Genomic DNA, 21,014 nt, shown 5'->3' with positions numbered 1-21,014 from the left:
GCTCTCGCTCAGGGCCGTGAACCGACGCCCGTCGCGACCTCGTGGAGCCGTCCCACCGCCCCGCTCGGCGCCAGGACCGCGGTCGATGCGCCACTGCCCTCCCGCAGGCCCTCCAGGAACTGCTCGACCGCGTCGGTCGCGCTGTGCAGGGGCCGCCAGTCGAGTTCCCGCCGGGCCCGGCCGGTGTCGAGCAGCGGCAGCCGCAGCACCGCGTCGAAGAGTCCCGGGGAGGACGGCACGAGGTGCAGCCGCCAGGCGCCCGCCAGGGCCGCGCGCACCGCGGCGCGCGGCATCCGCACGACCTGGGCACCGAAGATCGAGGCGAGTTCCCCCGCGTCGAGCGGCGGCTCCGCGGCCAGGTTGAAGGCACCGCGCACCGGCCGCAGGACCGCCTTGCGGTAGGCCTCGGCGGCGTCGTCGGTGTGCAGGGCCTGGAAGCGCAGGCCACGCATGTCGGGCACGACCGGGACGAGCCGCGGCCGGACCAGCCGTCCGGGCAGGAACGGTCCGGCGAACAGGCGGCGTTGCTGTGCGGCGGACTCCTTCTTGAAGATGAAGGCGGGCCGCATGCGCACCACCCGCACCCGCGGATGGTCCGCCTCGTACCCGTCGAGGTAGCGCTCGATGTAGGCCTTCTCGCGGCAGTACGCGGCCCCCGGCCAGCCGTGCGTGGGCCAGGACTCGTCGACGCGGCGGTCCTTCGGGCCGGGAGAGTACGCGGCCACCGACGAGGCGTGCACGAGGGCGGGGACGCCTGCCGCCGCCACGGCGTCGAAGACCCGGATGCCGCCGAGGACGTTGGTGCGCCAGGTGATCGCCGGGTCGTGGCTGGGCTGCAGCAGCCAGGCGAGGTGGACGACGGCGTCGGCGCCGCGGAAGAGGTCCGCCAGCCGGGTGCCGTCGTCCGCGATGTCGGCCCTGACCCACGTGGTCCTCGCCGGGTGCCAGTCCGAGGGCACCCGGCGGGCGATGCCGGTGATCCGGGCGACCGCCGGGTCCTCGCCGAGTACCCGCAGCAGGCTGGTGCCGACGTTGCCCGTCGCGCCCACGACGACGACGTGCAGCCCGTCGCGGGGTCCGTGTGCCGGAGTGCTGGTCACGGTGCTCGCCTCCTCGGTGCTCCGACGCTCCGCGGTTCGCGTTCTTGGGGCGGCTACCCGTGTGCGCCGGATTCAGACGGCCCGGCCGGCCGCGGCGGCCGCCATGCGGCGCACCGCCTCCGTGATCACCTCTGGGCCGGTCGCCAGGTTGAGCCGCACGTGGCCGGCGCCGCCCGTGCCGAAGTCGGGGCCGGGGCTGAACGCCACGCGCCCGCGTTCCAGGAACACCTGCGACGGGTTCTCGCCGAGGCCCAGCGCCCGGCAGTCCAGCCAGGCCAGATACGTCCCCGGGGCGGGCCGGTAGCCCACCGCGGGCAGTTGCTCGGCCAGCAGGCAGGCCAGCAGCCGGCGGTTGTGGTCCAGGTCGGCCAGGACCGCGTCCAGCCAGTCGCCGCCCTCCCGCAGGGCCGCGGTGTGCGCGATGACGCCCAAGTGGCTCGGCCCGTGGGAGACCTCTTCCGGCATCCGTGCCAGGTCCCCGGCCGCGGCGGGTCCGGCGAGGGCGAGCGCCGCCTTCAGCCCTGCCAGGTTCCACGCCTTCGACGCCGACATGAGCGACAGCCCGCTCTCCGCGCCCGGCACGCTCAGGTACGGCACGAAAACGGCGTCCGGGGCCACCACCGGGGCGTGGATCTCGTCGGCCACGACCCGCACGCCGTACCGGCCGGCCAGCGCCGCCACGGCGGCCAGCTCCCCGGCGGTGTGCACCGTGCCGGTGGGGTTGTGCGGGCTGCACAGCAGGTACGCGGCCCGCCCCCCGCCCGGGCCGCGGCCGGCGAAGGCCTCCTCCAGGGCGGCGAGGTCCAGCCGCAGGTCCGGGCCGAGCGGCGCCTCCACCACGCGCCGGTCCATGTGCGTCACGAACTGGTAGAACGGCGGGTACACCGGACAGTTGACGATCACCGCGTCACCGGGCGCGGTCACGAGTCTCAGCATCTCGACGACGCCGAGCATCACGTCCGGGACGATCGCGGCGCGCTCGCTCGTCACGCCGTCCCAGCCCCAGCGTTCCCGGGCGAAGCCCGCGAGCGCGTCGGCGTACCCGGTGCCCGCCGGGTAACCGGTGTCGCCGAGCGCGATCGCCTCGGTGAGGGCCCGCGCCACCGGCTCGGCCAGGGGGACGTCCATCTCGGCCACCCACAGCGGCAGCACGTCGGCCGGGTAGGACCGCCACTTCATGCTCGTGCGGCGCCGGAGCTGGTCGAGCGTGAGCCGGTGCAGCGGGCCGGGCGAGGGCGCGGTCGGGGGCACGGCTGCGGATGCGGGAGGAATCGTGTCCATGACATCAACATAGGGTGGAACCGCGTCCGTGCGGCCCCTCTCGACGCTCATGTGCGGCCGTAGCGGACGCTGTGCTCCGCGAACTCCAGCGCCATGTCGCTGGTGACCGTGGGGCGGGTGGTGCGGATGGTGCGCAGGTAGTCGTCCGTGGTCGCCTGCGTCCTGTTCCCGGTGTCCAAGGTGCGTTCGAACGCGGTCTGCGCCACGGCGCGCGCGGCCTGCTTGATGTCCGCCGGTGTGAAGCCCTCGCTGGCGTCGGCCAGGGCGGTGGTGTCGGCGTCGGCCCCCGCCTTGGCGAGGTAGCTCCCCCACAGCGCGCGGCGCGCCTCGTGGTCGGGCGGCCCCACCGGCAGGACGTAGTCGAAGCGGCCGTGCCGCAGGAACGCCGGGTCGAGGGCGGCGACGGTGTTGGTGGCGCAGATCAGCAGCCGGCCGTCGCGGTCGCGGAACCGCACGATGGACTTGAGGAGTTCGTTGACCACGCCCACCGAGGCCGGGTCGGCGAGATTGCGGCGGCCCGCGACCTCCTCCACCTCGTCGATGAACACCAGCACATGGTCGAGCTGCGAGATCTCGTCGAAGCGCCGCCCGAGTCCTGTCGCGATGCCGCCCTCCAGGGCCAGCCGCGACGGGAACAACTCCACGAACGGCCAGCCCAGCCGGCCGGCCACCGCCTGGGCGAAGGTGCTCTTGCCCGTGCCCGGCGGCCCGAACAGGACGACGGCCTGCGGCGGTTCCACCCCGTGCTCGTCGGCGAGCTCGGCATTGGCCAGCGGAAGCACGATGCGGCGCTCGATCAGGGCCTTCTCCCGCCCCATCCCCGCGAGTTTCTCCCACAGCCCGGTGGGCGGCACGAGTGCGCCGAGGGAGGCCAGCACCGCCGGGTCCTGGGCGGTCACCGCCTGGGTCTTCTCGAAGTACGTCAGGCCCTGGCGCCGGGTGAACCCGGAGTTGCACAGCGCCGCGGTGCCCGTCTCGTCCTCGGGCAGCACGGCGGCCAGCGTCCGCGCCCCGGCCGCCTGCAGCCGGTGCTCCAGCGCGGACAGCAGCGCGGTGCCCAGGCCCAGGTTCCGCCAGGACGGGTGGAGGCTGATCCGCAGCACCCACGCCCGGTCCCCGTCGACGCGGCCGATGGCGGCGCCGATGAGATGGCCGTCGGCGATCGCCACCACGCTGGGGTGCTGCGCCTGCAGGGCGGCGACGGCCTCGGAGAGGCGGAAGACGGCGGGCTGGTCGGTGGTGCCGCTCTCGGCGTCCAGGCGCACCACGGCCTCGAGATCGTCCGGGGTGAAATCGCGTACGTGCCACACGGCCATGGCGAGCCTCCACGTGGGACGTCCTGCCGTCCCCCCCATCATCGGCCGGGCGGCACGCGGGCGCCCCCCGGGCCCCGCCCGGCGCGCGCGGTGTTGCCGAACCGGCAAGGAACCTTGCCCACCCGCGTGCGCCGGGCGCATCGTCGGCACCGAGGCGGCGCCCGCGGGGGCGCCGCGCCGCGCACTTCGAAGGGACCCGATCCACCGATGACCGACGACATCGCCTCGCAGGAGGACTACTGGGACGGCCGCTACGCCTCGACCGAGCGCGTGTGGAGCGGCAACCCCAACGGCGTCCTGGTCCGCGAGACCTCCGAGCTGACCCCGGGCACCGCCCTCGACCTGGGCTGCGGCGAGGGCGGTGACGCGATCTGGCTGGCCGGCCGGGGCTGGCGCGTCACCGCCGTCGACATCTCCGGCGTCGCGCTGCGGCGCGCGGCGGATCACGCGGCCGACGCCGGTGTCGGCGGGCTGATCAGCTGGGAACGCCACGACCTCGGCGAGTCCTTCCCCGAGGGCGCCTACGACCTGGTCTCGGCCCACTTCCTGCACACCGTCGGCTACATGCCCCGCGAGCGCATCCTGCGCTCCGCCGCGGCCGCCGTCGCGCCCGGCGGCATCCTGCTCGTCACCGGGCACGGCGGCTTCCCGGCCTGGGAGCACGACCACCACCCGGAGGTGCACTTCCCCACCCCGGACGAGGTCGTGCGCGACCTCGAACTCGCCGAGGGGGAGTGGGAGGTGCTGCTCAGCGAGGAGCACGAGCGCGTGCAGAACGACCCGGAGGGCCGGCCCACGACGCGCCAGGACAACGTCGTCAAGGTGCGGCGGCTGCGCGGCGCGGGCTGACGGCCGGAGGGCCGCCGGTCACGCGGCCGGCCACGCGATCGGTCACGCGATCGGTCACCCGGTCGCGGACCGGCCGCCGTCGAGCAGGGACAGGTCGTCGGCGTCGAGGACGATCGCGGCGGCGGCCATGTTCTGCTCCAGGTGGGTCAGGGAGGCCGTGCCGGGGATCTGCACGATCGAGGGGGACCGGGCCAGGCCCCAGGCCACGGCGATCTGGAACGGTGTCGCGCCGTGCCGTTCCGCCACCTTGGCCAGGGCGTCGCCGTCGAGCGGGGCGTGTCCGCCGCCGAGGGCGAAGAACGGCATGTAGGCGATGTCCACGGTCGCGCAGAAGTCGACCAGAGCGCTGTCGACCTGGTCCAGGACGCCGAACCGGTTCTGCACCGCCGCGACCGGGGCGATGGCACGCGCCTCGTCCAGCTGATCACGCGTCACATTGCTGACACCCAGGTGCCTGACGAGGCCTTCGTCCCGCAACTGGGCGAGCGCGGCGAAGCGTTCGCCGAGGGAGTCGCGCGCATCGGTGCCGAGGCGGCCGACCCGCAGGTAGACCAGGTCCAGGACGTCGACGCCGAGTTCCCGCAGGTTCTCCTCCACCAGGCCGCGCAACTGCCCCGGCTCCGCCTGCCCGTACATCCTGCCCTCCGCGTCGCGCAGCGGGCCCACCTTGGTGGCGAGGGTGACGTCGGCGGGGTACGGGTGGAGGGCCTCGCGCAGGATCGCGTTGGCCCGGTTGCCGCCGGAGAAGTAGAAGGCGGCGGTGTCGATGTGGCGCGCGCCGAGCTCGACGGCCCGGCGCGCGACCGCCACCGACGCCGCCGGGTCGGTGGCGGGCCCGTTCCACCGGCCGGGCAACTGCATCGCGCCGAAGCCCAGGCGCGGGACGGTGGTCGTTCCGTCGAGGGCGTAGGTGGCGGCGGGGGACGGGGGTTCGTTCGGTGCGGTCGTCATACGGGAAGCATGACTCACGGCGCGATGTCGAGCCGCCGGATCAGGCCGTCGCGCAGGGCGAAGCGGTAGCGCAGGTCGACCACGCCGCCCGGGAAGTCGCCCTCCAGGCGGTTGGTGACGGTGCAGTGCTCCGCGTCGGTGCGTTCGGCGGCGGTCAGTTCGGTCGTGTAGGTGTACTCGCTCGCCGCCCGGTCCAGCCACCGCTCGATGGCGGCGCGGCCCTCGTACGTCCGGCCGTCGTCGGTCACGGTGGCGTCGGGGGTGAAGGCGCCGATCGCCGTGGCGGTGTCGCGGGCGGCGTGGGCGCGGAGGTAGCGCGTGACGATACCGGGCAGGTCGGCGGGGTTGACGGGCTGTGCGGTCATGGCGTCGTTCCTCGGGGGAGCAGGGGTGTGCGACGGGGTGCGTGAGTGGCTGCTAAATCGGAAGCAAGTAGCTTCGATATTAGCAGCAACTCCACGGTGACCGTCAACCGCTCGGGCCCGGGCGCGGTGGCGGGGCCGGCGGACCGGGGCCCGCCGACCTGGCGCGGTTCAGCGCGGGGTCTGCGCCACGCCCGTGGCGGAGGCGCGCTCGATGGCGTCGATGAGCCGGTACCGGTCCAGGGCGTGGCGGAAGTCGGGGACCGTGTGGCCGCCCTCGGCGAGGTCGCGGGCGGACTGCGCGTACAGGCGGGCCGCATTGCCGGTCATGGAGCGGGAAGGTCGGCGGGCAGGCCGTCGCCGAAGTGCGACGCGGGGACCTCCAGGGGCGGCGGCGGTGGTGTCCGTGCCGCGGCCGCCGGCCAGGGAGAGATCGGCGACCTGCATGTTGCCCCAGTCCGCGGAGAGGACCAGGTCGCCTTCGGTGCCGGATCTCCCAGCGGAAGTTGTCACCCTGGGAGGTCCCGCCCCGGTAGAACACCGAGGCGGCCGCGCCGCCGGTGAGCGTGCCGATCACGGCGACCTGGTCCGGCGCGGTGATCGGCACGGTGCCGCCGTCCGCGGTGATCCGGGCCTCCGTGCGGCCGACCACGAGGTTGGCGCTCAGCTTCTCGAAGTCCCCCAGCACGTGGTTCAGCGGGTCGACGGCGTGCGAGAAGGGCGAGGTCAGCGGGGTCGCGCCATGGGCGTTGTCGTAGTAGTACTCCGCCTGGCGGGTGGCGGCCTCCGGGCCCCGGACCATGCCGGAACCGACCATGGTGGTGCCGATCACCCGGCCCACGTATCCGTCGTTGATCAGGTCCTGCGCGTACCGCACCTGCGGGGCGTAGCGGCCCTGTGTGCCGATGACGCTGCGCACCCCGGCCTTCTCCGCGAGTTCCGTCAGGTGCTGGGCCTCGGCCAGGCCGTTCCCCAGCGGCCACTCGCTGTAGACGTGCTTGCCCGCCTCCATGGCGGCCGACAGGAGTTCCAGGTGCTCGCTGACCTTCACCGCCACCACGACCAGGTCGATGCCCGGGTGTGCCAGGAGTTCCCGGTGGTTGACGTAGCCGGCCACCCCGTACCGCGCCGCCGCGGCCTCCGCCGAGCCGCGCCGGGAGGTGCTGACGGCGCGCAGCTCGTACGCCGGGGACGCCGTGACGACGGGGATGTGCGAGATCGAGGCCCAGCCGCCGATGATGCCTGCGCCGATCGTTCTCATGGGTTTCCCATCACAGGAGAGGAGGTGAATTCTGGAACGGATGAAAGTAATCTGGGATGCGCGGGGTCGCCGCGTTTCGGCCGGAATCCGACGGCCCGTGCGCCGGGGGCAAGGGCTGTGGGCGAGCGGGGTGTGGCCGTCTCATCGCACGCTGACACGTTATGGAACGAACGTACGGTAAAGAAAATGTCCGGTTCGCCACGCCTCTGGTGACGTGGTCCCTCAGGGAGTCGGAATGCCGGCCGGGCGGGAGGGGCGCCCGAAGCGGACGGGGACGCCGGCGGAGTACAGGACGCTCACCGGGGGACCCGCGGGCGCCGGCAGTCCGGCGGCGGTGACGAGGTTCTCCTCGCACGCGACGAGCTCGGCGCGGTGCAGGGGCCAGCGCGGATGGGTGTTGGGCAGGTACAGGGACCGCTCGAAGAACGTGTTGTGCAGACCCCAGCGCGCCGTGAGGAAGTGCTCCAGCTCGCTCGGCTCGGCGACGGGCTCGCCCACCCGCACGGTGATCCGCGCGTGCGCACCGCCCGCCCCCGGCCCGCGCCGCCGACTGGTGTACGTCAGGGTGTCGCCGTCGCGGCGGATGTCCATGCGCGCCCACTGGTACGGCAGCCGGAACGCGGCCCGCGCCACCGCGACCGGGATCAGCCGGGACGCGTCGAGCGAGCGGAAGACCACGCCGCGCCGCCCGTGCGCGTCCACCGAGTACAGGCGGACGTTGGTCTCGGGGAAGGTGCCGAGGTACGGGATGCCGGGGAGCCGGAACCAGCCGACACGGTGCATCCGGAAGGCGACGAGCCCCACGTAGGTGACCCCGTCGAGGGTGTCGGGCACCGTACCGGCGGGCAGCAGCGGCGCCACGTCCGCGGGATCGGCGGCCCAGTGCAGGAACGCCAGGTCGAGCCACGACTGCGTCAGCAGCGGATTCGCCGTGGCACCCGGTGGGTCGGCCGTTATCGGTTCCGGGGCGGGCACACAGCAAGCATCGCAGAGTCGTCCGGCCTCCCGGGGAGTGAACGCCGGGGACCTGCCTCCCGGGCGGGTCCGGGGGCGTGCTCGATGGGGGGCCGCGGCAGGCGGGCGCGGGCGGCGCGGCCATGCGGGCGCGGCCGTTGTGCGTGCCCGGCGGCAGGTGTCAGCACCGCGTTGCGCGGTCGGCGCGGCATGATCACCCCGCGATCCGGAGGACCGCATGTTCGGCGGACTCGGGCCTGTCGAACTGATCCTCGTCCTCGTGGTGCGCGTCGTGGCGGCCGTCATCGTCGGAGTCCTCGCCCTCGAACGACGCCGGTGACCCCCGCGGACCCCGGGATCGAGCGGGGCCACCGCGGGGCGGGCTGCACCGCCGGACGGCCCGGGCGGGTCGGTCCCTTCGCGCCCTTGCCGCGCCGGGAGGGGACACGGGGGCGCTGCTCGCGGACCCGGACCCCGCCGTACGGCCTGCGCCGCGTCGGGCACCGGCGATCCGGAGGCGGTGTCCGTCCCGTCGGCCGCCGCCTACACCTGGTTCGAGGGCCGCTGCCGGTCGCCCGCGCCACGGTGCCGCTGTGCGCCGCTCCCACGGCGGAACACAACGGGCGGCCGCTGTTGGCGTGCGCCCTCCCCGATGGGCGGCGGCCGGGGCAGCCGCTGACGCGAACTCAACGCGCCTTCCTGGCCGCGCTGATGGAGCGGAACCCCTGCCGGGGCGACATCGCCCACCGCGACCACTGGCTGTATGCGGCGGGCCTCCCGGCGGAGGGCGCCCGCGGGGTGACCCGCGCGGGGCCCGATCAGCCCAGGACGCGCAGGGCCCGCTCCACCGCCGTCGCCATGTCCGTGCGCGCGGGCGCGAGATAGCGGCGCGGATCGACGGTGGTGCCGTCCGCCGCGAGGAAGCCGCGGACCGCGCCGGTGAAGGCGATGTTGAGGGCGGTGCCGATGTTGATCTTCGCCATGCCGCCGGCGACGGCGCGCCGCAGCTCGTCCTCGGGGACACCGGTCGAGCCGTGCAGGACGAGCGGTACGGCGACGGCGGTGCGCAGACGGGCGATCAGGCCGTGGTCGAGCCGGGCGGTCCGGGTGGTCATCGCGTGCGAACTGCCCACGGCGACGGCGAGGGCGTCGACCCCGGTCGCGGCCACGTAGGCGCGGGCCCCGTCGGGGTCGGTGCGGGCGCCGGGGGCGTGCACGCCGTCTTTGCCGCCGACCTCGCCGAGTTCGGCCTCCAGCCACAGGCCCGCGTCGTGCGCCCACTCGGCCGCGGCGCGCGTGGCGGCCACGTTCCGCTCGTGCGGCAGCGCGGAGGCGTCGTACATGACCGAGCCGAAACCGCAGTCGGCGGCCTGCCGCAGCAACGCGTCGTCGGTGACGTGGTCGAGGTGCAGGGCGACGGGGACCCGCGCGGACTCGGCCACGGCCGCGGTCGCCCGAGCTATGGGCGCGAGGGCGCCGCCGTGGAAGCGCACGGCGTTCTCACTGATCTGGCAGATCACCGGGCGGCCCGCGGCCTCGGCCCCGGCGACGATCGCCTCGGCGTGCTCCAGGGTGATGACGTTGAAGGCTCCCGCGCCGCGGCCGTCTGCGCGGGCGGAGCGGACGAGGGCGGCGGTCCCGATCAGCGGCATGAGGTCGTTGTTCCTCTCGACGGGCCGATGGCCTGTGGTTTCATGGCCGCCAGGTCCGGCGACAAGGGGCGAGACGATGGCGGCACCGCAGGCCCGATGGAGCGCGCTGCTGGAGATGCTGACCCGCGACGGACGGATCGAGGTCGAGGCCGCGGCCGCCGAACTCGTCGTCTCGGCCGCCACGATCCGCCGTGACCTGGACGAGCTGGCCCGCCAGAACATGGTCACCCGCACCCATGGCGGCGCCACGATCAACGCCATCGCCTACGACCTGCCGCTGCGCTACAAGTCCGCCCGCCGCGCCGCCGAGAAGGAGCGCATCGCACGCGCCGCGGCGGCCCTGGTGAAGCCCGGCGCCGTCGTGGGCCTGAACGGCGGGACCACGACGACAGCGGTCGCCCGTGCGCTGGCCGAGCGGGGCGACCTGGCCGAGGAGGCCGGCGAGCCGACGCTGACCGTGGTCACCAACGCGCTCAACATCGCGGGTGAGTTGGCCGTGCGCCGGCATGTGAAGCTCGTCGTCACCGGCGGGGTGGCCCGCCCGGCCTCGTACGAGCTGATCGGTCCCCTGGCGGCCGATCTGCTCGCGCAGATCACGCTCGACCAGGTCTTCCTCGGCGTCGACGCCCTCGATGTCGCACACGGCGCCACGGCCCGCCACGAGGGTGAGGCGGGCGTCAACCGCGAACTCGCCCGGCGCGCCGAGCGGGTCGTGGTCGTCGCCGACGCCTCGAAGCTCGGCAAGCGGGCCTTCGCGCGGATCTGCCCCGTCGAGGACGTGCACGTCCTGGTGACGGACGGGGACGCGCCCGCCGGGCTCACCGAGCCCTTCGTCGCAGCCGGGGTGGAGGTCGTCCGCGCCTGACCACGCGTCGCGCCGGTCTTCACCCACGGGGACCTCCGCCTCCTTCCGGCGTGCGCGTTTTTGCGCGAACCTTGCACGAGTCGAGCAACTTCGCTCATCATGCTGGATCGAGCGTGCGGCCTGTCAAGACCGGCGGCACCGGCAGAGGCCGGATCGAATCGAGCGGACGGAGTCCCGTGAGCCAGACCGAGATCGAGATCGCGACCCAGCCCGACTGCTGGCGCCGGGCCGTCGCCCTGGCCGCCGACCCGAACGCCCCCTGGCGGGCGGCGATGCCCCGTCCCGGTGAGCGCGTGGCGGTCGTCGGCTGCGGCACCTCCTGGTTCATGGCCCACGCGTATGCCGTGCTGCGCGAGTCCGCCGGCCTGGGCGAGACGGACGCCTTCGCGGCCTCCGAGATGCCGGCCGGCCGCGCCTACGACCGCGTGCTCGCCCTAACCCGGTCCGGCACCACGAGCGAAGTGCTCGCTCTGCTGGGGCGCCTGCGCGGAGTGACGCCCACCGTCGCGGTCACCGCCGACCCGGCCACCCCCGTCATGGAACGCGCGGACGCCGCCGTGGTCCTGGACTTCGCCGACGAGACATCGGTCGTGCAGACGCGCTTCGCCACCACCGAACTCGTGCTGCTGCGGGCGCTGCTCGGCGAGGACCTGACCGGACTGGCCGCGCAGGGCGAGTCGGCGCTGACCGACCCGCTGCCCGGCGAGCTGCTGGAGACCGAGCAGTTCACGTTCCTCGGCAAGGGCTGGGCGTACGGCGTGGCCCAGGAGGCCGCGCTGAAGATGCGTGAGGCGGCGGGCGCCTGGACCGAGGCCTACCCCGTCATGGAGTACCGCCACGGCCCGATCAGCGTCACCGGGCCCGGCCGTGTCGCCTGGTGGTTCGGCGACCCGGCCGACCTGCCGCCGGGCCTGGCGGAGGAGATCGCCGGGACCGGCGGCCGTCTGGTGGCGGCCGGCCGAGACCCGCTGGCCGACCTCGTCCTCGTCCAGCGTCTCGCGGCGGCCCTCGGAGCCGCCCGCGGCCTGGACCCGGACTCCCCGCGGCACCTCACCCGCTCCGTGATCCTGCCCCCGGCGGAGAGCAGCTGACACTGCGTCAGGTGTGAGCACGGGCGGGCCGCCCCGGCTTCGAGGAGGCGGCCGCGGTCCTGCGGCGTCGGCACGTACGCGCTGCAATCGGCCGAGGCCCTCGGTGTCGGCCACGTCACCGGTGCGTGCGGCACGGCCAAGACCGCTTTCGTCGGCTCCCCCGGCGCCGACGGGGTCGCCGGCCGCACCCGCGAGGACCCGCCGCTACGACATCGCGGGCAACCACCTGCTCTTCCTGCTGCGCCGGGTCCGCAGCCCGCGCGAGGTGGGAAGGGGCGCTGTTGGACCGGGGGCATCGGTCGGCTGTTGCGCGGCTTGTTGCTGTCGGGTCTCGTCCGGCCCCGGATCGTCGGAACGCGGTTCGCCGCCGCGGAGCGGGTGCACGCGGCGCTCGCCGACGCCCTCGAAGCGGTCCGCCGGCCACGCGGCGGCGATGCGCGGGGCAAGCCCGTCCTCCGCGTCCGACGCTCTCCCCTGGGGGTGTGCCGGTGGGGCACGGAGCCGGGTCGTAGGGTGGGGAGCTGCTTCTCAGGGCAGGAAGGGATACGGCTCCGTGGCCGTTGCACCCAGTGGCCCGCGCAACCCCACGGATCGGAGAACCGCCCCGCCATGTCGACCAGCGTCCACCCCGCCCACCCGTCCGACTCCGGTGCGGAGCCGCTCGCCGCCGCCGCGCCGCATCCGCTGGACAACCCCGTGTGGTTCGCGTTGACCGGAGCGCACGCGCGGTTCGCCGAGCGGCACGGCCGGGCCGTGCGCTACCCCGGCGACATGTCGCCGTTCGCGTCACTGGAGGACCAGGCCGACCCGGCGGCCTGGGCGGACCTGGCCGAACTGCTGGGCCCCGGCGGGACCGCGCTGGTCACGGGCTCGCCCGAGGTTCCTGGGGACTGGCAGGTACTGGAGGGCGGCGAGGGCGTGCAGCTCGTCGGGACGAACCTGCGTGTCGCGCACGATCCGCAGGCGGTACTGCTGGGCGCCGACGACGTCCCCGAGGTCATGGACCTGATCGCCCGCACGAAGCCCGGCCCCTTCGCGCCGCGCACCATCGAACTCGGCACCTATCTCGGCGTGCGGGAGAACGGGCGCCTCATCGCCATGGCGGGCGAGCGCATGCGCCCGCCCGGCGGCACGGAGATCAGTGCCGTGTGCACCGACCCGGACCACCGCGGCCGCGGCCTGGCGAGCCGGCTGATCCGCGCGGTCGCCGCGGGCATCGCGGACCGGGGGGACACGCCCTTCCTGCACGCCGATCCCAGGAACACCAACGCGATCCGGCTCTACGAGTCCATGGGCTTCGCACTCCGCCGCCGCCCGCTCTTCCTCCTGGTCAGGGCGCCGGGCGACGCGACGGTGTGACGCCGGCCGGAGGAGCGCCGCTCAGGCCCGGTCCAGCAGCGTCCGCAGCATCAGCCGGCGCGGCGACTCCCGGGGAAGCGCGCTGATCGCCGCCTGCAGCATCTCGGCGTCGACGTGGTTCTCCGGGCGCTCCAGCCAGGCGAGCAGCAGCCGGGCGTCGCCGCGGTGCCGCAGCGCCCGGCGCATCTCGCAGTCGAGTTCGTCCCGCGCCTCGGCGACGGCGGGAGCGGTGGACCCGGGCAGCAGCGCCCCCGGGTAGGCGGCGAGCGCCTGGCGGTACGCGCCGCGGGCGAGCAACGCGCGCACCTCCTCGGCGTCGCTTGAGGCGGGCAGCAGAAGCCGGTACGGGCGCGAGCCGACGACATGCGGGCCCAGCAGGCGCCGCAGCCGGGACATCTCCGCGCGAACCGTGACACGGGCCGCCTCGTGCTCGTGCAGCCGTACGGCGAGCGCGTCGGCGCCGAGCCCGCGCGGGTGCAGGGCGAGGACGAATACGATCTCGGAGTGGCGGGGGCTCAGTTCGACACGCCCGTAGGGCGAGCCGAACCTCGCCCGGTCGCGCGCGAGCACCTCCAGCCGGCAGGTCGCAGCGGCGGTCCCGGCCGCCGCCGGAACCGGTACCCGACCAGGCACCGGAGCGGGGACCGAGGCCGGTTCCGGTGCGGCCGCCGGGATCTCACCGCGCAGCCGCAGCACCCGCAGTTCCGCCTCCGCCGCCGCGACCGTGGCCCGCACCAGCGCCAGCGCGTGGGGCGCCGCGATGTGGTCGCCCCCGGTCAGGTCCAGCACACCGATGACCCGCCCGGTGTCCGGGTCCCGCAGCGGCGCGGCCGAACAGCTCCAGGGATGCACCCGGCGTACGAAGTGCTCGCCTGCGTAGATCTGCAGCGGCCGGCCGAGGGCGAGCGCCGTGCCCGGCGCGTTCGTACCGGCGGCCTCCTCGGCCCACACCGCACCCTCGACGAAGCCGATCCGCTCCGCGCGCGCCGCCAGCCCCGGCGCGCCCTCGACCCACAGCAGACGGCCGTGCTCGTCGCCGACGGCCACCAGTTCGTTGCTCTCCTGCGCCGATTCGACCAGCAGGCGGCGGACCACGGGCAGCACCGCCGCCAGCGGGTGGCTCTCGCGGTAGGCGCGCAGCTCCGGTCCCGCGAGGGCGGGCACGCTGGGCCCCGCGACCTCCGGGTCGACCCCGCGGCTGCGGGAGCGCTGCCACGAGTCCCGCACCACGTCGCGCACCGGCCGCGGCGCCCGCCCGGTGATGAGGAACTCCTCGTGGGCACGTGCCACGTCCCGGCGCAGCAGCTTCGGATCGGTCCCGGGTGGCCAGGCCGCGTAAGAGGCCGCGTACGAGACAGTCATGGTCGCCCCTGGGTCGGGGGTGGGCCGGCGCCCGGCGGCACCGGCCGGCTGCAGCCGAGTGTAGTTCCGCGGGTACGCCGCGTCGCAACCCTCCTGCAACCTTCTCCGTTCTACGGTCGCACCACCGCCGTCCGCAACGGAGCGGGCGGCCCATCCATGGGAGGCCGCCCCATGACCCGCTACGCCAACCCCGGTTCCGAGGGCTCGATCGTCCGGTACCAGGCCCGCTACGACCACTGGATCGGCGGCGAGTACGTCCCTCCCGCGCGCGGCGAGTACTTCGAGAACCCGACCCCCGTCACCGGTCAGCCGTTCACCGAGATCGCCCGCGGCACCGCCGACGACGTCGAGCGTGCCCTGGACGCCGCGCACGCGGCGGCCCCCGCGTGGGCCAGGACCTCGGCCGGCGAGCGCGCGAACATCCTCAACCGGATCGCCGACCGCATGGAGCAGCACCTGGAGGAACTGGCCGTCGCCGAGAGCTGGGAGAACGGCAAGCCGGTCCGCGAGACGCTGGCCGCCGACATCCCGCTGGCCATCGACCACTTCCGCTACTTCGCGGGCGCCGTCCGGGCCCAGGAGGGCAGCCTGGCCGAGATCGACGACGACACCGTCGCGTACCACTTCCACGAGCCGCTGGGCGTCGTCGCCCAGATCATCCCGTGGAACTTCCCGATCCTGATGGCGACCTGGAAGCTCGCCCCGGCCCTGGCCGCGGGCAACGCCGTCGTCATCAAGCCCGCCGAGCAGACCCCGGCGTCCATCCACTTCTGGATGAGCCTGATCGCCGACCTCCTGCCGCCCGGTGTCGTCAACATCGTCAACGGCTTCGGCGTCGAGGCCGGCAAGCCGCTCGCGTCGAGCCCGCGCGTCGCCAAGGTCGCCTTCACCGGCGAGACCACCACGGGCCGGCTCATCATGCAGTACGCCTCGCAGAACCTGAAGCCCGTCACGCTCGAACTCGGCGGCAAGAGCCCCAACATCTTCTTCGAGGACGTCTCGGTCGCCGACGACGACTTCTACGACAAGGCGCTCGAGGGCTTCACGATGTTCGCCCTCAACCAGGGCGAGGTCTGCACCTGCCCGTCCCGCGCGCTGATCCAGCGCGGCCACTACAGCGCCTTCCTGGAGGCGGGCGTCACCCGCACCGAGAAGATCGTCCAGGGTCACCCGCTGGACACGTCCACCATGATCGGCGCGCAGGCCTCCAACGACCAGCTGGAGAAGATCCTCTCCTACTTCGACATCGGCCAGCAGGAGGGCGCCAAGGTCCTCACCGGCGGCGAGCGCGCGCAGCTCGGCGGCGAACTGGCGGGCGGATACTACGTCCAGCCCACCATCCTGGAGGGTGACAACCGCATGCGGGTCTTCCAGGAGGAGATCTTCGGCCCGGTCGTCGCCGTCACGTCGTTCAACGACTTCGAGGACGCCATCTCCATCGCCAACGACACCCTCTACGGCCTCGGCGCCGGCGTCTGGACCCGCGACGGCAGCACCGCCTACCGCGCGGGCCGCGCGATCCAGGCGGGCCGGGTGTGGACCAACTGCTACCACGCCTACCCGGCGCACGCCGCCTTCGGCGGCTACAAGCAGTCCGGCATCGGGCGCGAGAACCACAAGATGATGCTCGACCACTACCAGCAGACCAAGAACCTTCTGGTCAGCTACTCGCCGAAGAAGCTCGGCTTCTTCTAGGAGCGGGGCGGCAGGCGTCCGCACCGGCCCGCCGGCCGGTGCGGACGCATCGCCGCGGCCACCGCGGAGCCCACGTCCGTCAGCCGGCGCACAACGGTCGCCACGCTCCCGTCACCCGGACGCCTGAGGCTGAAGGGAAGGAACGACGCGATGTGTTGAGGCTTTCCGCGCTCGCGGGTGCCACCGGCGTGCTGACACTGGCCCCGGTGAGCTCCGCGGCCGCATCCGACTCCGCCCCGGCCGGCGGTCACCCCGGCGGCTCAGGCGGCATCCCGCCGGAGGGGAGCATGCAGACCCGGGTCGTCACGGGGCATCTGCCGACCGGTGCCGCCGACTTCGTCCACCTGCCCGTGGAAGTGCCGCGTGGGGTCAGGCAGATCGCGGTGTCGTACGGCTACGACAGGCCGGCCGTGCCGCCCGGGACGCAGGGCAACGCCTGCGACATCGGCATCTTCGACCAGCACGGCACCGACGTCGGCGGGCGCGGCTTCCGCGGCTGGTCGGGCGGCGCGCGGACGGAGTTCGCGATCAGCGCCGACACGGCGACCCCCGGCTACCTGGCGGGACCGGTCGGGGCGGGCACCTGGCACGTCGTCCTCGGACCGTACACGGTCGCGCCGCAGGGACTGGACTACTCCGTCACCGTCACGCTCACCTTCGGCGCCCCCGCCGCCGCGCAGGTCCCGAACTACCCGCCGGACCACGCGACCGGCCGCGGCCGGGCCTGGTACCGGGGCGACTGCCACCTGCACAGCGTGCACTCCGACGGCAAGCGCACCCTGGAGCAGTTGGCCGCGCTGGCCCGGGCCGCCGGGCTGGACTTCATCAACTCCAGCGACCACAACACCACTTCGGCGCACGCCCACCTGGGCGCCGTATCCGGCGACGACCTGCTGATCCTCACGGGCGAGGAGGTCACCACCCGCAACGGCCACTACCTGGCGATCGGCCTGGACGCCGGAGAGTGGATCGACTGGCGCTACCGTGCCCGCGACGACGCCTTCGGCCGCTTCGCCCGGCAGATCCGGCGGGCCGGCGGCATCGTGGTGCCGGCGCACCCGTACGCCCCCAGCCTGGCCGGCCAGTGGAAGTTCGGCTACGACGACGTCGACGCCATCGAGGTGTGGAACGGCCCCTGGACCCTCGACGACGAGCTGACCCTTCTCACCTGGGACAACCTGCTGACCGGTGCCGCGCGCCGCGGCGACGGCCACTGGATCCCGGCGATGGGCAACTCCGACGCCCACCGCGACCCCGACGTGGTCGGCCTGCCGCAGACCGTGGTGCTCGCGGACGGCCTCAACCGGCGCGCCCTGCAGGCGGGTCTGCGGGCCGGGACCTCCTGGATCGCCGAGAGCGCCGCCGTGCGGCTCTCGTTCACCGCGAGCGGCCCGCGCGGCGAGCACGCCGGCATCGGCGAGCGGCTGCCGGTGGCCCGCGACGCGGCGGTGACCGTCCGCCTGGAGGCGGGCGGGGTGCCGGCGGGCACGGTGGTGCGCCTGATGACCGACGAGGGGCAGATGGTGGGCGCGCCACTGCCCGCATCCGGTGTCCTGGAGTGGTCCACCACCGCGTCGCTGGCCTCCTACGTACGGGCCGAGGTGCGCCGTCCGGCCCCGGACGGGGGCGCGTCGGGTCTCCCGGGTCCGGCGCTGGCCCTCACCAACCCGATCTGGCTGGGCCGGAAGTAGCCAGTACGCCGGCCCCGGCACCACGCCACGGTTCCGGGGCCGAGGCCGCCCCGGAACCCGGCCGCGTCCGGCAGGATGGCGTGCATGACTGCCATCCCCGAGGGGTCCTCGCTCTCCCTGTGGTCGAAGGGCTCCGTCCTGTCCATCGGTTCCGTGGACTCCGTCCTCTCGATCGGCTCCGTCGGTTCCGTGCTCTCCGTCGGTTCCGTCGGCAGCGCCCTGTCCGCCGCTTCCCTCGGTTCCAGCCTCTCGCTGCTCTCCGCCGGTTCCTGGCTCAGCGTCGGTTCCCTCCTGTCCGCCCAGTCCCGCTGGTCCGTGCTGTCCTGGCGCTCCTCCCGCACGATCCTCACCGCGGCCACGGCCGCCGCCGTGACCGGCGCCGCGCTGGTCCTCCTCGACGGCGCGCGCACCCACCGGACGGCGCGCTGACACCGGCGCGCCTCACCCCGACGCCTGCGCCGCCTCCCGTTCCCCCTGACGCAGGGCCAGGGTCCGGTGGCGGGCCGGGGGCTGGCCGGTGACGCGCTTGAAGGCGTTGCTGAAGGCACTCTCGGAGGCGTAGCCCCACTCGGCGGCGACGGAGGCGACGGTGCGGTCACCGCCGCGGAGCGCGGCGGCCGCGCGCTGGATGCGCCAGCGCATCAGGTAGTCCAGGGGCGGGCGGCCGACGAGCGACCTGAAGCGGAGCGCGAAGGCGGAGCGCGACATGCCGACCGCGGAGGCGAGTTCGCCCACCGTCCAGGGGTACGCGGGCCGCTGGTGCATGTGCCCGAGGGCGGCGCCGATCTGGGGGTCGCTGAGGCCGCCGAGCCAGCCGGTGCCGGACTCGCCCGCCTCGGCGGCGAGTTCCAGGTAGGCGCGCAGGGCCTGGAGGAAGAGGATCTGCGTGAGGCTGGCCGCCATGACGGAGGCCCCCGGGCGGTCCTCGGCGGTCTCGTCGGCGAGCAGTTGCAGCGTGGGCCGCAGCACCTGCGCCTGCGGGTTGCCGGCGGGGATGCGCGCGGTCGGCGGCAGGCTGCTGAGCAGCAGGCCGGCCGTGACGTCGTCGAACTCGATGCTGCCGCCGACGACGACGGTACGGTCCGGCGCCCCGGGATCGCCGTGGCGGACGACCATCGAACTGCTCCCGGTGCGCGCCCGGGCCGCCTGGTAGACGGCGTGCCCGTCGACCGGCTCGACCGGCGGATCGCTGATGCTGCCCACCTGGTACGGCCGGTCGCCCGTGAGCAGGTAGCAGTCGCCCGCCCCGAGCAGCAGCGGCGCGGTGCCGTCCGGGGCGAGCCGGCAGGAGCCGGTGAGGACGGCGCCGACCTTGACGTACGGGTAGGCGCGGAAGCGCATCGCCCAGGGGCCGCCGACCTCGATCCGGGAGGGCGAGGCTCCGCGCAGGTGCAGCAGGTTCAGGACGTCGGACAGCGGATCCATGGTCACTCCGGACGATCGCGCAACTTCGAAGGACTTTCTCTTATGGATTGTCCATCGTCACCGTCTTAGCGTGCACATACGGAGGCACCGCGGGCCTCCGGGCAGACCGGCAGATGACGTTGCACACGCACCCGCACCCGCACCACAAGAGGCAGTGAGACAGCACATGCAGTACGAGCAACTGGGCAGCACCGGAGTCTTCGTGTCCCGCGTCGCCCTCGGCGCGATGACCTTCGGCGGAAGGACCACCCCGCCCTACGACTCGGTCGGCGGCCTGGACCTCCCGCAGACCGACGCGATCGTGGGCCTCGCCCTGGACAGCGGCATCAACCTGATCGACACCGCGAACGTCTACTCCGCCGGCGAGTCCGAGGAACTGCTCGGCCAGGTGCTCGGCAAGCGCCGCCGCGACGTGGTCCTCGCCACCAAGATGACCGCCCGCGTCGGCCCCGGCCCCAACGAGGTCGGCCAGTCGCGGCTGCACATCATGCAGGCCCTGGAGGACAGCCTGCGTCGCCTGCGCACCGACCACATCGACCTCTACCAGATCCACAACATCGACCCGGTCACGCCGGTCGAGGAGACACTCGGCGCCCTCGACGACGCCGTGCGCCAGGGCAAGATCCGCTACATCGGCGCCTCCAACCTCGCCGCCTGGCACATGATGAAGGCCCTCGGCGTCTCCGACCGGCGCGGACTGGCCCGCTTCTGCTCGCTCCAGTCGTACTACTCCCTGGCCGGACGGGACATCGAGCGGGAGATCCTGCCCCTGGTCCGCGACCAGAAGCTGGGCATGCTCGTGTGGAGCCCGCTGGCAGGCGGCATGCTCACCGGCAAGTTCGACCGCGACGGCGCGAGCGACGCCGCCGCCCGCCGTGCCAAGGTCGACTTCCCGCCCGTCGACCGCGAGCGCGTCTACGACGTCGTCGACGCCCTGCGTGTGGTGGCGGCCCGTCACGACGCCTCGGTCGCGAGCGTCGCCCTGGCGTGGGTGCTGGGCCGGCCCGGCGTCACGAGTGCCATCGTCGGAGCCCGCCGCCCCGAGCAGCTCACCGACAACCTGTCCGCCCTGGACCTGGCGCTCTCCGCGCAGGATCTGGAGGAGCTGGACGCCGCGAGCCGCCTCCCGGTGGAGTACCCGGGCTGGATCCACGGCTTCTCGGAGCGGCTCCCCAACAGGGCGTGACGCTCCGCGAACTCACCGGAACCGCTGGCAGGCCGGCGCGCTGTACGGTACGACTGCAAGAGTGAACTGTACGAACTGTGGCGCGTCCGTGCTCCAGGGCCCCGGAGGGCGCTGGTCCTGCAACAACTGCGGCGCATCCGGCTGAGGAGTAAGGACAGGTCGGCATGGACTGTGAGCGCTGCCTCGAACCCGTCATCGAAGGCCCCGAGGGCGGTTACGTCTGCGGCCTGTGCCTGTTCACCGTCGAGCCCCCCGGGTACAACAAGCGCCGCGAGGAGGGCCTGAAGGCGGCCGCCGCCGAGCGCCGCCGGCGCACCCTGGAACGCCGTGCCCGCAAGGAGCACAGCGCCGGACGCACCTGAGCCGTGCCCCGTGAACGCAACCGCCGGTGTCCACCGGCGGTTGCGTGTTCCCGTGGTCGTCGGCCGCGCGGCCCCCGGGCGCGTCGGCGTCCGGGTCCGCCGGGCAGGCGGGTCGCGATGCCGTCGATGAGGAAGTCCGGGCCCAGGGCGAACCGCATCGTCCACGCCAGGGCCTCCGGAACGGCCTCGCCCGTGCGGCCGGCCCCCCGACGGTGCCACGGCCGTGCGGCCGCCCGACCCCGGTGGCCGCTC

Annotated in this window: 19 protein-coding genes; 9 read left to right on the top strand and 10 right to left on the bottom strand. The window is 74.1% G+C overall.

All coding sequences use genetic code 11. The features are described 5' to 3' along the window. Positions 1 to 8: 8 nt before the first annotated feature. From ACIP98_RS05345 to ACIP98_RS05335, 3 genes are all read right to left on the bottom strand, one after another. On the bottom strand, positions 9 to 1,100 hold the full coding sequence (locus ACIP98_RS05345) for an NAD-dependent epimerase/dehydratase family protein (protein ID WP_319660454.1): 1,092 nt from the start codon (positions 1,098 to 1,100) through the stop codon (positions 9 to 11). 72 nt (positions 1,101 to 1,172) lie between these two features. Continuing rightward, positions 1,173 to 2,381: a MalY/PatB family protein gene (locus ACIP98_RS05340; protein ID WP_401973844.1), complete on the bottom strand. Its 1,209-nt coding sequence runs from the start codon at positions 2,379 to 2,381 to the stop codon at positions 1,173 to 1,175. Positions 2,382 to 2,428: 47 nt separating this feature from the next. Further along, positions 2,429 to 3,697, bottom strand: coding sequence for an ATP-binding protein (locus ACIP98_RS05335; protein ID WP_401973842.1), 1,269 nt, complete (start codon positions 3,695 to 3,697; stop codon positions 2,429 to 2,431). 207 nt (positions 3,698 to 3,904) lie between these two features. Between ACIP98_RS05335 and ACIP98_RS05330 the strand changes: the two genes are divergently transcribed. Further along, entirely contained in the window at positions 3,905 to 4,546 is a 642-nt protein-coding gene (locus ACIP98_RS05330; RefSeq protein WP_401973840.1) for a class I SAM-dependent methyltransferase, read from the top strand. A 54-nt stretch (positions 4,547 to 4,600) separates the two neighbouring features. Here ACIP98_RS05330 and ACIP98_RS05325 read toward each other — a convergent pair whose 3' ends face one another. The 5 genes from ACIP98_RS05325 to ACIP98_RS05305 all read right to left on the bottom strand — a co-directional run bounded on the left by ACIP98_RS05325 (position 4,601) and on the right by ACIP98_RS05305 (position 9,726). Next, the gene (locus ACIP98_RS05325; protein WP_401973839.1) at positions 4,601 to 5,497 is read right to left on the bottom strand and encodes an oxidoreductase; all 897 of its coding nucleotides are present in this window, start codon (positions 5,495 to 5,497) and stop codon (positions 4,601 to 4,603) included. Positions 5,498 to 5,511: 14 nt separating this feature from the next. Further along, positions 5,512 to 5,862, bottom strand: coding sequence for a nuclear transport factor 2 family protein (locus ACIP98_RS05320; protein ID WP_401973837.1), 351 nt, complete (start codon positions 5,860 to 5,862; stop codon positions 5,512 to 5,514). A 103-nt stretch (positions 5,863 to 5,965) separates the two neighbouring features. Further along, positions 5,966 to 7,120 carry a Gfo/Idh/MocA family protein gene (locus ACIP98_RS05315; protein ID WP_401973836.1) on the bottom strand — a complete coding sequence of 385 codons (1,155 nt, stop codon included), beginning with the start codon at positions 7,118 to 7,120 and terminating at the stop codon, positions 5,966 to 5,968. A gap of 222 nt (positions 7,121 to 7,342) precedes the next feature. After that, positions 7,343 to 8,095 (bottom strand): DUF2071 domain-containing protein, encoded by a 753-nt coding sequence (locus ACIP98_RS05310; protein WP_319660449.1) that lies wholly within the window; start codon positions 8,093 to 8,095, stop codon positions 7,343 to 7,345. 797 nt (positions 8,096 to 8,892) lie between these two features. Then, complete coding sequence (locus ACIP98_RS05305; protein WP_319660448.1) at positions 8,893 to 9,726, bottom strand: class II fructose-bisphosphate aldolase; 834 nt, start codon at positions 9,724 to 9,726, stop codon at positions 8,893 to 8,895. A gap of 76 nt (positions 9,727 to 9,802) precedes the next feature. Here ACIP98_RS05305 and ACIP98_RS05300 point away from each other — a divergent pair, with 76 nt between their 5' ends. The 3 genes from ACIP98_RS05300 (at position 9,803) to ACIP98_RS05290 (ending at position 13,041) form a co-directional block, all read left to right on the top strand. After that, positions 9,803 to 10,591, top strand: a complete 789-nt coding sequence (locus ACIP98_RS05300) for a DeoR/GlpR family DNA-binding transcription regulator (RefSeq protein ID WP_401973834.1) — start codon at positions 9,803 to 9,805, stop codon at positions 10,589 to 10,591. A gap of 176 nt (positions 10,592 to 10,767) precedes the next feature. Next, positions 10,768 to 11,682, top strand: coding sequence for a sugar isomerase (locus ACIP98_RS05295; RefSeq protein ID WP_319660446.1), 915 nt, complete (start codon positions 10,768 to 10,770; stop codon positions 11,680 to 11,682). 609 nt (positions 11,683 to 12,291) lie between these two features. After that, on the top strand, positions 12,292 to 13,041 hold the full coding sequence (locus ACIP98_RS05290) for a GNAT family N-acetyltransferase (RefSeq protein WP_319660445.1): 750 nt from the start codon (positions 12,292 to 12,294) through the stop codon (positions 13,039 to 13,041). 21 nt (positions 13,042 to 13,062) lie between these two features. Here ACIP98_RS05290 and ACIP98_RS05285 read toward each other — a convergent pair whose 3' ends face one another. Further along, positions 13,063 to 14,403: a GAF domain-containing protein gene (locus ACIP98_RS05285; RefSeq protein ID WP_319660444.1), complete on the bottom strand. Its 1,341-nt coding sequence runs from the start codon at positions 14,401 to 14,403 to the stop codon at positions 13,063 to 13,065. A 171-nt stretch (positions 14,404 to 14,574) separates the two neighbouring features. Between ACIP98_RS05285 and ACIP98_RS05280 the strand changes: the two genes are divergently transcribed. The 3 genes from ACIP98_RS05280 (at position 14,575) to ACIP98_RS05270 (ending at position 18,218) form a co-directional block, all read left to right on the top strand. Beyond that, positions 14,575 to 16,098, top strand: coding sequence for an aldehyde dehydrogenase family protein (locus ACIP98_RS05280; protein WP_319660443.1), 1,524 nt, complete (start codon positions 14,575 to 14,577; stop codon positions 16,096 to 16,098). A 152-nt stretch (positions 16,099 to 16,250) separates the two neighbouring features. Beyond that, on the top strand, positions 16,251 to 17,789 hold the full coding sequence (locus ACIP98_RS05275) for a CehA/McbA family metallohydrolase (RefSeq protein WP_401973831.1): 1,539 nt from the start codon (positions 16,251 to 16,253) through the stop codon (positions 17,787 to 17,789). Positions 17,790 to 17,873: 84 nt separating this feature from the next. Next, positions 17,874 to 18,218: a hypothetical protein gene (locus ACIP98_RS05270; protein WP_319660423.1), complete on the top strand. Its 345-nt coding sequence runs from the start codon at positions 17,874 to 17,876 to the stop codon at positions 18,216 to 18,218. 12 nt (positions 18,219 to 18,230) lie between these two features. On the opposite strand, the gene ACIP98_RS05265 is transcribed toward ACIP98_RS05270, so the two are convergent. Then, positions 18,231 to 19,214 (bottom strand): AraC family transcriptional regulator, encoded by a 984-nt coding sequence (locus ACIP98_RS05265; protein ID WP_401973830.1) that lies wholly within the window; start codon positions 19,212 to 19,214, stop codon positions 18,231 to 18,233. A 166-nt stretch (positions 19,215 to 19,380) separates the two neighbouring features. Between ACIP98_RS05265 and ACIP98_RS05260 the strand changes: the two genes are divergently transcribed. Beyond that, on the top strand, positions 19,381 to 20,400 hold the full coding sequence (locus tag ACIP98_RS05260) for an aldo/keto reductase (protein ID WP_401973828.1): 1,020 nt from the start codon (positions 19,381 to 19,383) through the stop codon (positions 20,398 to 20,400). 164 nt (positions 20,401 to 20,564) lie between these two features. After that, positions 20,565 to 20,762 carry a hypothetical protein gene (locus ACIP98_RS05255; RefSeq protein ID WP_319660420.1) on the top strand — a complete coding sequence of 66 codons (198 nt, stop codon included), beginning with the start codon at positions 20,565 to 20,567 and terminating at the stop codon, positions 20,760 to 20,762. Positions 20,763 to 21,014: the final 252 nt, after the last annotated feature.

The sequence above is a fragment of the Streptomyces sp. NPDC088354 genome (genome assembly GCF_044753585.1).
Classification (GTDB): domain Bacteria; phylum Actinomycetota; class Actinomycetes; order Streptomycetales; family Streptomycetaceae; genus Actinacidiphila.
This window is presented reverse-complemented; position numbering and strand designations above follow the sequence as displayed.